Source organism: Actinotignum stranguriae, assembly GCF_051265215.1.
Classification (GTDB): Bacteria; Actinomycetota; Actinomycetes; order Actinomycetales; family Actinomycetaceae; genus Actinotignum; species Actinotignum schaalii_C.
This window is the reverse complement of the sequence record NZ_JBOZCJ010000002.1, coordinates 122,905-138,757: the sequence shown is the minus strand read 5'-3', so window position 1 is coordinate 138,757 and position 15,853 is coordinate 122,905. Positions and strand designations below refer to the sequence as shown.

At 63.2% G+C, this 15,853-nt stretch carries 13 protein-coding genes; all 13 read right to left on the bottom strand.

Translation table 11 applies throughout. The features are described from left to right. Nucleotides 1-57 precede the first annotated feature (57 nt). A complete protein-coding gene (gene ftsZ / locus ACRQEG_RS01700) occupies nt 58-1,269 on the bottom strand; it encodes a cell division protein FtsZ (protein WP_320757843.1) in 1,212 nt (403 codons plus the stop codon). Between the two features lie 231 nt (nt 1,270-1,500). Then, on the bottom strand, nt 1,501-2,391 hold the full coding sequence (locus ACRQEG_RS01695; RefSeq protein WP_320757844.1) for a cell division protein FtsQ/DivIB: 891 nt from the start codon (nt 2,389-2,391) through the stop codon (nt 1,501-1,503). Beyond that, on the bottom strand, nt 2,388-3,743 hold the full coding sequence (murC, locus tag ACRQEG_RS01690) for a UDP-N-acetylmuramate--L-alanine ligase (protein WP_320757845.1): 1,356 nt from the start codon (nt 3,741-3,743) through the stop codon (nt 2,388-2,390). The genes ACRQEG_RS01695 and murC overlap by 4 nt, the downstream gene beginning before the upstream one ends. Further along, entirely contained in the window at nt 3,740-4,831 is a 1,092-nt protein-coding gene (gene murG / locus ACRQEG_RS01685; RefSeq protein ID WP_435730734.1) for an undecaprenyldiphospho-muramoylpentapeptide beta-N-acetylglucosaminyltransferase, read from the bottom strand. The genes murC and murG overlap by 4 nt, the downstream gene beginning before the upstream one ends. Next, nucleotides 4,828-6,066, bottom strand: coding sequence for an FtsW/RodA/SpoVE family cell cycle protein (locus ACRQEG_RS01680; RefSeq protein WP_320757847.1), 1,239 nt, complete (start codon nt 6,064-6,066; stop codon nt 4,828-4,830). Before ACRQEG_RS01680 ends, murG begins: the two co-directional genes overlap by 4 nt. Next, complete coding sequence (gene murD, locus ACRQEG_RS01675) at nt 6,059-7,651, bottom strand: UDP-N-acetylmuramoyl-L-alanine--D-glutamate ligase (RefSeq protein WP_435730735.1); 1,593 nt, start codon at nt 7,649-7,651, stop codon at nt 6,059-6,061. Before murD ends, ACRQEG_RS01680 begins: the two co-directional genes overlap by 8 nt. After that, nucleotides 7,648-8,733 (bottom strand): phospho-N-acetylmuramoyl-pentapeptide-transferase, encoded by a 1,086-nt coding sequence (mraY, locus tag ACRQEG_RS01670; protein WP_320757849.1) that lies wholly within the window; start codon nt 8,731-8,733, stop codon nt 7,648-7,650. The genes murD and mraY overlap by 4 nt, the downstream gene beginning before the upstream one ends. After that, nucleotides 8,733-10,202: a UDP-N-acetylmuramoyl-tripeptide--D-alanyl-D-alanine ligase gene (locus ACRQEG_RS01665; protein ID WP_320757850.1), complete on the bottom strand. Its 1,470-nt coding sequence runs from the start codon at nt 10,200-10,202 to the stop codon at nt 8,733-8,735. The genes mraY and ACRQEG_RS01665 overlap by 1 nt, the downstream gene beginning before the upstream one ends. Continuing rightward, nucleotides 10,199-11,803 (bottom strand): UDP-N-acetylmuramoyl-L-alanyl-D-glutamate--2,6-diaminopimelate ligase, encoded by a 1,605-nt coding sequence (locus tag ACRQEG_RS01660; RefSeq protein ID WP_320757851.1) that lies wholly within the window; start codon nt 11,801-11,803, stop codon nt 10,199-10,201. The genes ACRQEG_RS01665 and ACRQEG_RS01660 overlap by 4 nt, the downstream gene beginning before the upstream one ends. Continuing rightward, the gene (locus tag ACRQEG_RS01655; protein WP_320757852.1) at nt 11,803-13,656 is read right to left on the bottom strand and encodes a peptidoglycan D,D-transpeptidase FtsI family protein; all 1,854 of its coding nucleotides are present in this window, start codon (nt 13,654-13,656) and stop codon (nt 11,803-11,805) included. The genes ACRQEG_RS01660 and ACRQEG_RS01655 overlap by 1 nt, the downstream gene beginning before the upstream one ends. A gap of 16 nt (nt 13,657-13,672) precedes the next feature. Next, on the bottom strand, nt 13,673-14,062 hold the full coding sequence (gene ftsL / locus ACRQEG_RS01650; protein WP_320757853.1) for a cell division protein FtsL: 390 nt from the start codon (nt 14,060-14,062) through the stop codon (nt 13,673-13,675). After that, nucleotides 14,059-15,045 (bottom strand): 16S rRNA (cytosine(1402)-N(4))-methyltransferase RsmH, encoded by a 987-nt coding sequence (gene rsmH, locus ACRQEG_RS01645; protein ID WP_016442539.1) that lies wholly within the window; start codon nt 15,043-15,045, stop codon nt 14,059-14,061. Before rsmH ends, ftsL begins: the two co-directional genes overlap by 4 nt. Nucleotides 15,046-15,157: 112 nt before the next feature. Further along, the gene (gene mraZ / locus ACRQEG_RS01640; protein ID WP_320757854.1) at nt 15,158-15,589 is read right to left on the bottom strand and encodes a division/cell wall cluster transcriptional repressor MraZ; all 432 of its coding nucleotides are present in this window, start codon (nt 15,587-15,589) and stop codon (nt 15,158-15,160) included. Nucleotides 15,590-15,853 lie beyond the last annotated feature (264 nt).

Here is a 15,853-nt window from a genome sequence, read left to right as displayed (position 1 = left end):
TGAGGTTTCCTATACGCTGTGTTTCCCTGAAGTCCCTTGAGTCCCCTTGTACTCCTTTTAGTTTTCCTCGAAAAGGAAGGAGGGGATATCCAGATCGGAACGCTGAGGTTCTTCCACCCGCGGGGGGATAGCACGGTGGGTTCCCGGGCGCTGCGGTGCTGCCTGCGCTTCGGGCTGGGCCGCCGGATAGGCCGGGCTGGCCACCGGGTGGGCCGGGCTGGCCACCGCTTCAACTTCCGGTTCGGGTTCCGCCGGGGCCAGATCTTCGATCGGCTCGACGGTATCGTGACCGGCGGGTACGCCGTCCATCTGCAGCAGGTGATCACGTGCCTCATCAAAGCCCGCGGCGATAACGGTCACGCGCACCTCATCACCGAGGGATTCGTCAATAATCTGACCAACGATAATATTCGCGTTCGGATCCACCGCTTCCTTGACCATCTTGGAAGCGGAGGCGAGCTCCTTCATACCGAAGTCCGCGCCGGCCAGGAAGGAAATAAGCACACCGTGCGCCCCGTCAATGGAGGCTTCCAGCAGCGGGGAGGAGATGGCGCTTTCAGTAGCGCGCACCGCCCGATCTTCCCCGGAGGCCGAGCCGATACCCATGAGCGCGGTACCCGCATCCTTCATAATGGCCTTGACGTCCGCGAAGTCGAGGTTGACCAGGCCCGGAATGGTAATGAGATCCGAAATTCCCTTGACGCCCGAGCGTAGCACCTCATCGGCGAGGTGGTAGGCCTCAATAATGGTGAGGTCTTCTTCGGCGATCTCCAGCAGGCGATCATTGGGGATAACGATGAGAGTATCCACGGCTTGGCGCAGTTCCGCGATACCCATGGAGGCATTATTAGCGCGCTGGGCACCTTCAAATTCAAAGGGACGGGTAACGACGCCGACGGTCAGCGCTCCCAGATCCCGAGCCACCTTGGCAACAACGGGGGCGGCACCGGTGCCGGTTCCCCCGCCTTCACCCGCGGTGACGAACACCATATCCGCACCTTCGAGGGCGCTTTGGATAACTTCCACATTTTCTTCCGCGGCACGCTTACCCACCGAGGGATCCGCACCCGCACCCAGGCCCTTGGACACCTCGCGCCCAATATCAAGTTTGGTTTCCGCTTCGGATTTCACCAGGGACTGTCCGTCGGTATTAACGGCAATAAATTCCACACCGGCAAGTCCGTCTTGAATCATGCGGTCAACAGCGTTGACGCCGCCCCCGCCGACCCCGATGACTTTGATATTGGCGGCGTTATTGACTACGGCCATGAGCTTTCCTCCCGAACCTCAAGTAAAACTTGAGGTTTTTCGTTCCTGACTTCGCGGAAAAGATAGTAGGTGAATGACAACGGTGCAATTCCCCGCGCTGGTGTGTTGCGAAGTGATCTGCGCTACGGTGTGGAAATCCGGTCGAACGGTCCGGTAATCGCGCAGAACGGTGCGGAAATTACGTAGAGCGGTGCGGCGGTGGTCTGCATCGGTGCGATAACCGGTTCAGGATTAATGAACGACGACGGCCGTAGGCTCTGACACGTCGTACACCTGGCCGGGGACGGTGATAACGGTGGCCAGTGCTGCCGCCTTGAGGTCCGAGCGTTGGGCATCGCCCCAGATCACCTTCTGCCCGGAGTTGAGATCGAGTCCTACCCGCCCGCTATCGCTCACCGATACCCCGGCTACCTGAGCGCGCACATCCTCCTTCAGGCTGGAGAGTACATCGAGGGCGATGCGAATACCCGGACCGTCGTTCCCATCCTCGGAGCGGGTGGCCGGCCCAGGTGTGAGGCTTACTCGCGGGAGTTTTGCTTCCACCTCGGGGAGAACCGGGAAACTCACGCCGTCCCGATCCATGGCGGAGCATGATCCTCTGTCCACCAGGCAGGCTACCGGCTCACGTACGGTGAGGGTAACCTCCAGTCCGTGGAAGTAGCTGCGGCGTAGCTGCGCTTCCTTGACGGCTGGGAATTGCTCGCTTAGGTCGGTGGCAAGAGCTTCGGTATCCAGGCGTGGGAGCGGGGTTCCTGACCGTTCAGCGAGGGCTGCGGTGATGTCTTCCGCCGTCACCGCAGTGTTCGCGGGGATACCCGAGACGGTAATATCACTGGCACGCAAGGCCAGCAGCGGGCTGAAGAAAATTACCCAGGCCAGGGCGGCGAACGCGGCAAGTCCCGCACCGGCCACCCCGACGCGCCGCCAGCGCACCCGGCGTTTCTCGGAGGCTTTCTCTTCGAGGCGCTCATCCAGAGAAACCGTGGTGGTACTCGCAAGGTCGGCTAGCGGGGCATCACCGTCGTCGTATATCACCGGAGCGGTGGTAGCGGTGGGAACGTAGGTGATCTCCGCGTGCGGATTAATATCGCGCGCGGAGCGACGCCGGGATGGTTCTTTCACCGCACCGTCCCCTCCCCCAGCGCCGCCAGTATTTCGGGTCCCAGTGCCGTCACGTCGCCGGCCCCCATGGTGAGGAGCAGATCCCCAGGCTTCGCGCTTTTCGCGAGCGCCCGGGCAGCCTCGTGTTTATCGGCAATAAAATGCCCAGCGCTTCCCATGCGGGAAGTAATCATATCGCCCTCGATACCATCGAACGGCGTTTCGCGGGCTCCGTATACGGCGGTGACAATGGCGGTATCGGCCAGCTTGAGGGCGGTGGCGAAACGGTCCGCAAAATTGCGGGTGCGCGAATACAGGTGCGGCTGGAAAAGGACGCGCACGCTCCCCTCCCCGGCCTCGGTGCGGGCGGCGCGCAAGGTAGCCTCCACTTCGGTGGGATGGTGAGCGTAATCATCGAAGAGACGGACTCCCCCGACCTCACCGCGCAGCTCGAAACGCCGCCCCGTCCCCGTAAAAGTCTCCAGACCGCGGGCCATATCGGCCAGGCTCACGCCCAGTTCTAGACCTGCGGCTGCCGCTCCGGCCGCGTTGAGTTCGTTATGGGATCCGGGGACCTGGAGGGAGAGCGGCGCGCGGCTTTCCCCGCACCGTAACGCCCTGTTCTCGAGAGCCACGTGGGCTTCCGCGCCAGGGAGCGGTGCGCCCCGCCCGTAACTAACCACCCGAATACCTTCGTTTACCGCTTGAGCACCCAGGCGGGCTGCACCGGCGTCGTCGCCGCAAACAATGAGGAGCCCGCCGGGGACGATGCAGCGCGCGAATTCCGCGAAGGCCTCTTCAAAAGCTTCCCGGCTACCGTAATGGTCGAGATGATCGGGTTCGACGTTAGTGACCAAGGCGATACGGGGCCGGTAGTTGAGGAAGGAAGCATCGGATTCATCGGCTTCGGCAACGAGGACCTTCCCGGTGCCCAGATGCCCTCCGGAGCCGTGCCCGCGTACGCTCCCGCCGATAGCCCAGGACGGTGCCTGGCCCGCTTCATCCAGTGCCACCGCCAGCATTGCCGACGTGGTGGTTTTTCCGTGTGCGCCGGCCACGGCTACAAAATCGCGGTTCCCGCTCGCGAGGGCGAGGGCTTGGGAACGGTGGATGACGCGGGCACCAAGCTGGCGGGCCCGCGCAAGTTCCGGGTTATCTTCCCGGATGGCGGAGGAGACCGCCACGAGGGTGTCGGCGCTGAGGCGCTCCGGTTCCGTTCCGATCCACAGGGTGATGCCGGAATCCGCCAGGCGCTCCGTGGTAGCCGAGGCGCGGGCGTCGGAGCCGGTCACGGTCCAGCCTTCGGCATGCAGCAGATCGGCGATCACGCTCATGCCTGCCCCGCCGATGCCGATGAGATGGATATGTGTCACCTGAGAACCTCCTCAATAAGATCAGCGAGCCGGGCCGCGCCGTCAGCCGGACAGATAGCGCGCGAGGCCTGGGCCATGCGGGTGCGGGTGGATGCGTCGGTGACGATGTCCAATACGGTGCCCACCGAGTCTGCGGTGAACTGGGCATTGGGGATGAGCAGCGCTCCACCGGCAGCCACAACGTCCGCGGCGTTGCGCGCCTGTTCACCGTTCCCAATGGGGAGCGGAACGAAAACGGCGGGGAGCCCTAAGGCGGATACTTCCGCCACGGTGCCGGCTCCGGCGCGGCACACCACGGTATCGGCCACCGCGTAGGCAAGTTCCATTTCTTCCAGATATTCGAGCACGTGGTAGCTGGGGATGGTAGCGGCGGTGCGCTGGGCCTCGGCGGCTTTGCCTCGCCCGGTGAGGTGAAGTACCTGCACGCCAGCCGCGGCGCAGCGGGAGGCGGCGGCGGTCATCACGTCATTGAGGTGAGCAGCGCCCAGGGAACCCCCGGTGACCACCAGGGTAGGTACCAGCGGGTCTAATCCGAGGCGCGCCGCGGCGGCGGTGCGCGCCTCCGCTCTATCTGCACCGGCAAGGGCAGCGATGGCGGGGCGTAGCGGCAGCCCGACGGTGCGGGTGATGCCGCGCGCGGCGCGCAGCGGCGTGGAGGGGAAGGTGAGGGCGACGGCGGCCGCGCCCCGTGCCCCAAGTTTATTGGCGAGGCCCGGCAGTGCGTTTTGTTCGTGCACCACCACCGGGATGCCGGCGCGGCGCGCAGCGGCGTAGACGGGGGTGGAGGCGAAACCACCGAAGCCGACCGCCAGCTCGGCATCGACACCGGTGAGAATACGGCGTGCTTGGCGTATCGCCCGCGGGAAAGCCACGGGGAAACGTAACGCATCTTTATCGGGACGGCGCGGGAACGGTGCGCGTTCCACGGTAGCAAAATCGAAACCGCTGGCGGGAACAAGGTCTTTTTCCATGCCGGTCGCGGTGCCGACCACGAGGATACTGTGCCCGCGTCCGGCGAGTTCATGAGCGGTGGCCAGTAGCGGATTGACGTGCCCGGCGGTTCCCCCGCCGGCGAGCACTAGTGTCACGAGGTCCTCCTGATAACTGCGCGCACCCTGCCCGCGAGCGAGCTGGAGCGCCGGAATGATTCTTTCACGCCCGGAACCGCCAGGGCTGCCGCCACGCAGACTCCCACCGCCATGAGGCAGGAGATGACGGAGGAGCCGCCCTGGCTCATGAAAGGTAGCGGCACCCCAAAAACGGGCAGCAGGCCGGTGACGACGAACATATTTGCTACGGCCTGTCCGCATAGCCACAGTGCGGCACCCCCGGCAACGAAACGCCCGAAACGGTGCGGGTGGTACATGCAGATGGTGAGGAGAGCATAGCCGATTGTGCCGAGAAGAACGATGACGACGGCGCATCCGAAGAACCCAAGTTCTTCTCCCACCACGGCGAAGATGAAATCGGTATGTGCTTCGGCGAGGTTCCCGGGCCATTTTTCAATTCCGGTACCCAGGCCGGAGCCGCCCGGCCCCCCGGAACCGAAAGCCCAGAGCGCGTAATCGGCCTGGGAGGGTGTTTGCCCGGTGGGAAGGGTGAAGAGGTTCTCGAAGAAGTCCTGGATGCGGGTGATGCGCGAGCGGCTTGAAAAAATAAGAACGACGACGAGGAAGAAACCCAAGGCTCCACTGATAAGGAAATAGCGCCCCGGGAAACCCGCCATCCAGAACATTCCCACTCCAATGAGGAGGAAGATGAGGGCGGTTCCCATATCGCCACCCACGAGCACCGCGCCGATGGCCGCGCCGGTAATGCCAATCGGGATGCTCCAGTCGGAAAGCTGGAAGTGGGCGCCTTGCACCATGCGCCCGAGCACCGCGGCCAGGGCCACCACCATGGCGAGTTTGAGAAATTCCGAGGGTTGGAGCCGGATAGGGCCGAAGGCAATCCAGTTGCGATTGCCGGCAACGGAGGCACCCAGCGGGGTGAGCACGAGGAGCTGCAAAAGTATCCCGAAGCCGAGGGCCAGGCCCCATAGGCGCTGGAAAACAGCGAGGGGAATACGGGCGCAGATCACCGCCAAGATGGTGCCAATAGCAGCGTAAGCCATCTGCAAGTAAGCCGAGCGGAACAGGTTGGGGCCGTCTTCGTATTCGGCTCGCACCGCCCCGGGGGTAATGGCAGAAAACACCATGAGGAGCCCGAGGAGAGTGAGGATCGCAGTGGCTACCACGAGAAGGAGCATGGAACGGTGCATGACATTGCGCACGCGTTCCTCCGGGATACTCGGGGCCTGCGGGTTCTCGATCCGATCACGCATGCCGTGTCCCCGTGGAGCTATCCTGTGCACCGTTGTCTCGCGCCGTTCCCTCCGCTGGGGTACCGTCCCCTGCCAAGGAGCCGCTCTCCGACGAGGCGCCGCCCGCTGGCGGTGCCGGTAGGGCTCGCACGGCCGCGGCGAAACGATCACCGCGATCCGCGTAAGACGTGAATTGATCCATGGAGGCACTGGCGGGGGCAAGCATGACGGTGTCCCCCGCTTGGGCGTAGCGCGAAGCGGCCAGCACCGCACGTGCCATCGGTTCGGAGGCAGCCGGGTCAATATAGGTGACCGGAAGATTTGCTCCGTCCAAAGCCGCGTACCAGGGTTCTTGGTTGATGCCAATAACGACGACGGCGCGCAGCCTGTCCCGCACCTGCGCCACGAGGGATTCAAAGCGGGCACCTTTGGGTTGCCCGCCCACGATCCATACACAGCTACCCTCAGCCAGTGCGGACACGGAAGCGAGTGCGGCATGGGCATTGGTGGCCTTGGAATCATCCACGTAGCGCACCCCGGCCCGTTCGCTCACCGTTTCGATCCGGTGGTGGCCCGGCCGCATATGCTGAAGGCCGGCGCGTACCACCTCCGCGGGAATATCGATGGCACGGGTGAGAGCCACGGCGGCCAGGGAGTCCCAGATAAGGTGGCGCGGAAGCGCCGCGGCGGCAGGAGCCAGCTGGGCGACGTCGTTCAAAGAAGCAATCTCCACGGCGCTACTCCACCGTTGCTTCCCGTACGCACGGTCCACGATAAGGCCGTCCACGATGCCGATCTGGCCGACGGCAGGAATGCCGGTAGCGATGCCGATGGCCCGAGCACCTTCGCACACATCCGCGTTATCGACCATAGTTTGGACAGCGCTATCGCCCACCGGGTACACCGCAGCGGTGCGCACATGCTCGTAAATGCGGGCTTTTGCGGCGGCGTAGGCGGCACGGCTACCGTGCCACTCGAGGTGGTCGTCGGCAATATTGAGGCAGATGCTGGCAGCCGGTTCCATGGTGTGGGTGGTGCGCAGCTGGAAGGAAGATAGCTCCAAAGCAAAGGCCTGCGGAGCATCCGGGCCGGTGGCGCTCACGGCAGTAACGGCGGGATTACCGACGTTCCCGATGGGTTCGCCACCCAGGTGCGCAGCCCGCAAAATATGAGCCGCCATCGTCACCGTGGTGGTCTTCCCATTGGTGCCGGTCACGGCAAGCCACGGGGCGGCGTTCCCGGTGCCGTCGTGCGCGCGCAGGCGCCAAGCAAGTTCGATTTCGGACCACAGCTCAATACCGTTGTCAGCGGCTGCGGAAAAAAGCGGGCCGATTTCGGGAATGGCGGGAGCGGGGATGATGACGTCGGGCCGCCAGGCCAGCACTTTGCGCGCCAGTTCGGCCGGGGTTGGGTCGCTCCCTCCGGTGTCCACCGGGAGTGCGGTGACCGCCCCAAGTTTGGTGATATCTGCGTCCCACACGCTCACACGCGCCTCGGTGAGCTCGGTCAGCGCCCGCGCGCAGGCCCGCCCTGATTTCCCTAAACCGACGACGGCGATACGGCGCCCTGCCAGCTCCGCCGCACCCGGATGTTGCCACTCACTCATCTTTGCATCAACCACTCAGCGTAAAAAATACCCAGGGCGATAAAACCGCACAGGGCTTGGATTACCCAGAAGCGCACCACAACCGTGACTTCGTTCCACCCTTTGAGTTCGAAATGGTGGTGGATCGGTGCCATACGGAATACCCGTTTTCGGGTCATTTTGAAAACACCCACCTGGATAACGTCGGAGATGACTTCCAGGAGATAGAGCCCGCCGATGAGTACGGCGAGGAATTCGGTGTGGGTGTAGATAGACATTCCCGCGAAGACCCCACCCAGGGCGAGGGAGCCGGTATCCCCCATGAAGATCTGGGCCGGCGAGGTATTCCACCAGAGGAATCCGATAAGTGCCCCGACAAGGGCCACCGCGATGATATTGAGATCGCGCGGGTCGCGGATGGGATAGCACCCGGGTGCGGCATCAACGAGACCGTAGCAAGGGTGGTTGCTTTGCCACATCGTAATAAGAGTGTAAACCCCGAAAGCGATGATGGAGGCACCGGTGGATAGGCCGTCGAGGCCGTCGGTGAGGTTCACGGCATTGGACCAGGCGGTGATGAGGAAATTCGCCCAGATAATGAAGAGGATAATGCCAACGGCAGTGCCGGCAAAGGCGAGACTCAGGCCGGTATCGCGCACGTGGGAAATACGCATTGATGCCGGAGTTCGGTTATTTTCATCCGAGAACATGAGGGAGAGCACCGCGAAGGCGACGCCAACAATCCCCAGGCCAGCGATTTTTGCCCAGGGGGTGAGGCCCAGGCTTTGTTTGCGAGAAATCTTAGTGAAATCATCGGCAAAGCCTACGCCCGCCATACCGATCATGAGTCCGAGGAGGAGGATCCCGGACATACCCGGACTGCGCCCGGCCCCGATATTGCCCACCAGGTAACCGATAACAACCGCCGCCACAATGGCAAGACCGCCCATGGTTGGTGTGCCGCGTTTGACCAGGTGCGAGGTGGGGCCATCCTGGCGGATAAATTGGCCAAATTGTTTGCGCACGAGAAAACGGATGAGAAGCGGGGTCCCGAATAGGGTGACGAGAAGCGAGACCGCAAAAGCGATAATAAGCGCGAGCACTATTCCCCCTTGAGGTGGGTGGCGATGTGCCACACACCCGAACCGTGCGAACCTTTGATGAGGAGTGCCCCATCCTCATTGAGCATATCGGAGAGCGCTGCTTCCGCTTCTTCCCACGCGCCGACGGAGCGGGCGGTGATACCGGCATCACGGGCCGCCGCCGCGAGGGCTGCCATATGAGGACCCACCGCGATAAGAAGGCTCACACCGGCCGTTTCCAGGGCCGGGAGGAGGGCGAGGTGTTCTTCCCGAGATGTCGCGCCGAGTTCAAGCATATCGCCCAGAATCGCGGCTTTGCGCCCATTCCCGAGCTGTCCGAGCGCGGCGATGCCGGCGCGCATAGAATCCGGGTTGGCATTGTAGGAGTCGTCGATAATAAGGGTCGAGCCGCGGCGGAACACATCCATACGGTGAGCGCTGGCCGGCCCACTCGACAGTCCCGCCACGATGGCGGGCAAACTCACCCCGGCAGCGGACGCGGCAGCTGCCGCCGCGAGTGCGTTCATGACTTGGTGTTCCCCCACGAGCCCGAGGCTGACCGTTGGAGCGGACGGTGTAGCGGAGGCGGATGGCGCCGACTGCACGGTCGGGGCGGAGATGGCGGAGGGTGCGAAGCTGGCTGCGCCGTCGTTCATACGGAGCGTGAAACTCGCCCGGCCGTCGCTTCCGAGGGTGATATCGGTTGCCGTCACGTCCGCCGGGTTCACGCGCCCAAAGGTGCGTACCCGACCGCTCGCAACTCGCCCGGCCATGGCGGCAACCCGCGGATCATCGGCGTTGAGGATGGCGATGCCGTCCTCGCGCAGGCCTTCCACAAGTTCTGCTTTGGCGCGCGCCACGTTCTCGATGCCGCCAAATTCGCCCAGGTGCGCGCGGGCCACCACCAGCACCACGGCGATATCCGGGGGTGCGATAGAGGTGAGGTAGGCGAGGTTGCCGATATGGTCGGCGCCCATTTCCGCCACCAGGGTGGCGGTGCTCGCGTCCACACGGAGCACCGTGAGCGGTAAGCCGATTTCGTTATTGAGTGATCCCGGTGGGGCAACCACGTTCCCACGTTCCCGGCATATCGCGGCGAGAAGATCCTTGGTGGTGGTTTTCCCAACGCTCCCGGTTACCGCGATAACCCGCAAGTCGGGGTTGAGGCGGCGGGCCAGTTCAAGATTATGCCGAGCCAGGCGTCCGAGCGCCGCGGGAATATCATCAACCACGATAATGCGCTCAGCTTCAGCGCCGCCGGCGCGGGCGGCCTGGCCATCTTCGGTGAGAATGAGGCTGGCCCCTGCCGCGCGCGCCTGGCCGCTCAGGGTATTCGCGTCCACGCGCGCGCCTTTCACGGCGGCAAATAGCGCACCGGGCGTGATGGCGCGGGTATCGATAACCGCCGCGGTGACCTCGGTATCGCACAAAGGTGCGAGCGCGGCCCCGCCGACGGCGGCGATAACCTCCGCGGAGGACATGGAAATCATTGCGTGTCTTTCTCTTCTTGCGTGTTTTTGTTGAGTACACCGCGGCTAGCGCGCTCAGCGAGCGCCGCCCGCGCTACCTCGCGGTCGTCCAGCGGAATGTTACGCCCCCCGGCCACCGGTTGATAAGTTTCGTGCCCACGCCCGGCGAGCAGCACGGTATCCTCCGCTGCCGCATCACGGATGGCGGTGCGCATGGCGGTGGCGCGATCAGCGATCTCCACGATGCGGGCGGGGCTGTGCGCGCTGCGGGCCCCGTCCAGGAGTGCGGCGCGAATCGGTGCGGGATCTTCTTCGTGCGGATCATCGTCCGTAATGTAGACGACGTCGGCCAGTTCGGCTACCGCCCGCCCCATCTCGGGGCGTTTGTCCACGTCGCGTTCCCCGGCGCTTCCGGTTACAACGATGAGCTCACCGGAGGTAGTCGGGCGCAGCGCGTTCATGGCCAGACGCAGCGCCGCGGTATTATGCGCAAAATCGACGACGACGCGCGGTGCGCTGCCCACTACTTCCATGCGGCCGGGGACTTGTGGGGTGAGCCCGGCACTCACCACCGCGCCAATGGCACCTCGGTCCGCTCCGCTTTCCAGCACCATAGCAACCGCGAGCGCGGTATTGGCAATATTAAAATCTCCGGGCAGGCCGGTGCGCACCGTCATCTCCCAGCCCTCGCTATGGGCCAGGGTGAAGGATGTAACGGGGCCGCGCTCGATATCGCGCACCTGGTATCCGCTCCGGCCATCCAGCTCGGAGAACACCGCGAGGGCCACGGTGGGCACCTCGGTTTCCCCAACCAGGCGCCGGCCCCAATCATCGTCAACGGTGATAACTGCCTTACGCGAACAGGCCGGCGTAAAAAGGCTACGTTTGGCTTGATAGTAGTTTTCCATGGTGTGGTGGTAGTCGAGATGGTCCCGAGTGAGATTGGTAAATCCTGCCACACTGAAGACCACGGGGCTGGTACGGTGCTGGGCCAGCGCGTGGGAGGAAACTTCCATGGATACATCCGTCCCGCCCCGTTCCACCAGGAGGGCGAGCAATGCTTGCAGATCCGCGGGCATGGGCGTGGTCAGATGCGCCGGGGCGCACAGGTCCGCAATTTTTGTTTCCACGGTTCCTACCAGCCCGGTGGTGCGGCCCAGCGCGGTAAGTAGGCCGTCCAGGAGGTACGTCGTCGTCGTTTTACCATTGGTGCCAGTCACCGCGAAACTGCGCAAGCGCTCGGCCGGTTCCCCGTAGACGCGTGCCGCAATGGCGCCCAGGTGGGCGGCCGGGTCCTCCAAAACCATTAATGGAAGATCCAGGCCGGCCTGCGCGAGAAGCGCTGCCCCGGCGGTATCGGTGAGGATGGCGCGGGCGCCCCGTCGCACCGCCTGTCCGGCAAAGCGCGCCCCATGAGCATGGGCGCCGGGCAGCGCGGCGAAGAGTGCACCATCGCGCACCGCGCGCGAATCGGCAGTCACGGAAGTGACGGTGGTGCCGCTACGACCGCTCAGATCCGTATCGTCAGCGTGCGCTTTCCCCGCGGGGGCGCACGCTTCCACACCCGGAATCTCATTGAGCGCCACCGGGCGCACCTGCGGAAGGGGGAATTCGTCACTCACTAGTTGCCTACCTCGGATGAAAACCACGGATATTTGAAAAGCGGAACGGTGCTGGGCGGCACGCCCAGGTGTCGCATCGCGAAAGGTGCGAAGTTCGCGAAAACAGGCACCGCGGTGTCACCACCGTATCCGGCCCCAGCCCCGCCGTAGACCGCTATCGCTACCGCGATCTGCGGGTCTTCGGCAGGGATGGCCGCAATAAAGGTACCCACACGGCGGGTGAGGTTTCCGTTAGCGTCCGGAACCTGAGCGGTGCCGGTTTTACCGGCCACGTTGTAGCCGGGAACTTTGCCGCGCCACCCGGTGGACTGGTTATTGGTAACCGCCTGCATCATATTCATCATGGTGCGCGAGGATTCCTCGCTCATAACACGGTGGCTTTCCCCAGGAACGGTGGGGGTGGTGCGCCCGCTGGCATCGGTAGTGGAGTCCACCACGTGGAGCGGAATATATACTCCCCCGTTGGCGATGGTGGCCCCTATTTGCGCCAGTTGCACGGTGGTAGCCGCCCATCCCTGCCCGAACATGGTGGTGTAGCGATCACGCTGGCCCCACTGCTCCGGCGGGCGCAAAATACCGCCCGATTCGGCCGGTAATTCGATCCCGGTGGGGCTTCCCAGCCCGTAGCTGCGCATATAGTCATAGCGCACGTTATCGTCCACCGTGTCACCAATCTGAACGAGTCCGGTGTTATAGGACTGCGCGAGAATCCCAGCCACCGTCATCCCCTGGGTGGGATGCGGATCATTATCGGAGATGCTTTCGCCATTGGGCATGGTGATGGTATCCGGCACCGTGAATTGGGTGAGGGGGGTGACGGTTCCGGTATCAATGGCCGCGGTGAAGGTGGGGAGCTTTCCTGAAGATCCCGGCTCGACCGGTGCCTGTACGGCACGCGAGCCCCAAGAATCCGGACTCGCTTCCTGGAGACGGGAAGGATCGGGGGCATGGGAATCTGCTAGGGCGAGCACCCGCCCCGTCCCCACTTCAATAACAACGGCGGCGCCCCAATCCGCAGCGTTTGCATCCACCGAAGCATCGAGGGATTCCATGAGGGCGTTTTGCAGATCGCGGTCGATGGTGAGTTTCACGCTCGCGCCGTTAACCGGATCCACGCGCTCGGTTTTTCCGTTCGGTACGACGGCGCCGCCTCCGGCGGTTTGCACCGTCAAGCGCCCATCCGTGCCAGAAAGGGCATCGTTGAACGTGCGCTCAATACCGGCCTGCCCGGTAGGGAGCGGGTTTTCTGCGGTTTCCCCCACGTAGCCGAGGACGTTCCCGGCCACTGAACCATTGGGGTATTCGCGCTTCATAAACTGTTCGGGTTCGATACCCGGAATTCCTAAGGCGTTGATTTTCCGCCATTTCTCAGGGGAAATATCACGGGCGATATACACAAAGGTAGATTTTTTCTCACCCCCTAGGAGGGTGCCTCCCAATTCCGCCCGATCCACGCCGAGCAGAGGTGCGAGCACTTTCGCGGCTTCTGCCGCCCCGGTACCTTCCACGATGAGCTGATCATTAGCGTCTAGGACATAGTCCCCGTTGTCATCGGTTTTGTAGTGCTGGTAAGAACCAATGAGATTCTGGTTGACGCCCACGTTGTAGCGTTCCACAGAAGTCGCCAAAACTGCCCCGTTGGTGTCAACGATATCGCCCCGTTTGGCCTGCAGGGTGTAGGTACGGGTACGGAAAGCATCTGCCGAGGCAGCCAGGGCATCGGCGCGAATAAACTGCAAATCGATGAGCCGCACCCCGAGGATCCCCAGCGCGAAGAAGAAGATGATCGCCATGGTTCGCACGCGCCGTACATGCGGCTGCGCGGCCTTCCAGCGACGGGCTAGTTCCTTCATGCGCTTTTCCTTCGTGTCACTCCCCCGGAATCGGAGCAAGAATCGTAGCGGACCCCAGGTCCATATGCTGAACGTCCGTGGCGGGGACGAGGCCGAGGTCCTGCGCGCGTTCCTTGAGGCCTTGCGGAGTGGAAGCCCCCACCACTTCATCCGTGAGGGTGGACTCCACCGATTGCGCGACCGCCAGTTCCTGCTTAACGGAGCGGATTTCGTACGCCGTGCCTACCATACGCGTATTAAGAGCGAAAACCGTGGCAAACGCGCCGAAGAAAAGCGCCATGCATATGATCACGGTACCGAGAAAGCCACGGTGCGCCGCCGGGGTGGGGATAAGCGTGAGTTCGGGACGCCCCGAGATCACGGGACGGGTACGCGGCGCTGCAACAGCGTGGGGCTGTGCGCTCATAGCTGACCTCCGGGACGGATTTTCTCGGCAGCGCGTAAGCGAACGGACGCGGACCGGGAGTTGCGGGTGATTTCTTCTTCGCTGGCTCGAATCGCTCCTCGGGTGAGGAGTTCCAACCAAGGTTTATGTTCTTCAAGTTCAACGGGCAGTCCCTTGGGTGCCCGAGAGGTGGCCCCGGCGGCAAAAGCCCGTTTCACCAGGCGGTCTTCCAGGGACTGGTACGCTTCGACGACGATGCGCCCACCCACCCGCAAAGCGGCGAGGGCTGCCGGCAAGGCCCGCTCAAGTGTTCCGAGTTCGTCATTCACCGCGATGCGCAAGGCCTGGAAAGTGCGTTTGGCGGGATTTCCCCCGGTGCGTCGCGCCGGGGCGGGGATGGCCGAACGCACGATATCCACCAGTTCGCCGGTACGGAGCAACGGGGCACTGGCGCGCCGTTGCACAACGGTGGTAGCGATACGATGGGCGAATTTTTCTTCCCCGTACTCGCGCAAAATCCGAGTGAGCTCACCTACCGATTCTTCCGCGAGGATATCTGCGGCGGTGCGCCCGACCTGGGCGTTCATACGCATATCAAGCGGAGCATCGTGGGAGTAGGAGAACCCGCGCTCGGTTTCATCCAATTGCAGGGAGGACACTCCCAAGTCCATGAGGATTCCATCCACGGGGCGATTGCCCGCTGCCGCGGCCACGTCGTCGTACGTGGTTTGGACGGGGCGGAACCGCTTCCCGAAGCGGGCCAGGCGCTCCCCCGCCAAAGTAATGGCTGCGGGATCGCGGTCAATTCCGATAACGGTGAGGTTCTCAAAACGCTCGAGGAAGGCTTCGGTGTGCCCGCCCATCCCGAGGGTGCAGTCAATAAGAACAGGGGCGGGAACCTGGAAAGCGGGAGCGAGGAGCTCGATGCAGGTGTCCACGAGCACCGGGGCATGCAGCGCGTTCCCGGCGGCGCGCGGTGCGCCCGAGGTACGTGCTGTCTCCATCCTGTGCCCTTCTTATTGCGGCGCCCGCGATAGTGATCCCCCGCGAGCGATCTGAAGCTGGGGAAGTGCCTCAGAGCTCTCGCGAAAGACCGCCACCGCGATCACGCGATTCCTAGAAGAGGCCGGGGATGACCTCTTCTTCCCTATCGGCGAAAGCCGATTCTTGATCCTCTAGGTAGACCGCCCACGCGGCGCTATCCCAGATTTCGACCCGGTTGCCCGTGCCGATAACCGCGAGGTTGCGATCCAGGCCCGCGTACGTGCGCAACATCGCCGGGATGGTGATTCGTCCCTGTTTATCAGGGACGTCATCCACGGCGCCGGAGAGCAGCACGCGGGTATATGACCGCGCCTCTTTGGATGTCAAGGGGGCTTTAGCCAGGGTTTGCTGCAATTCCACAAAATCCGCGAGCGGAAAAACGTAGATGCAGTGTTCCTGACCGCGCGTCATCACCAGCCCGCCCTGGAGCTGATCACGAAATTTGGCGGGCAGAATGATTCGACCTTTGTCGTCCAATTTGGGCTCATACGTGCCGAGGAACATCTACCGCACCCCCTCTCGTGGCGCTTGCCTCCACTTTACTCCACTTTGCTCCACCAGTTTGCCATGACGAGGGTATGTCGCGCTAGTGATTCCCAGAAAAGCCCGCCATAACAGGGGAAACTGAGTGGAGCGCAGGTGGAGTACGGTGGGGTGTTCAGGGGTGAAGAACGCCCAATTTGTTACGCGAGGCGCTCGGTAAAGCAGAACGTCCGGTAGCACGGGGGCGCACCCAGCTGCGCCGTCGTATCTATAAAAAGAAAACGG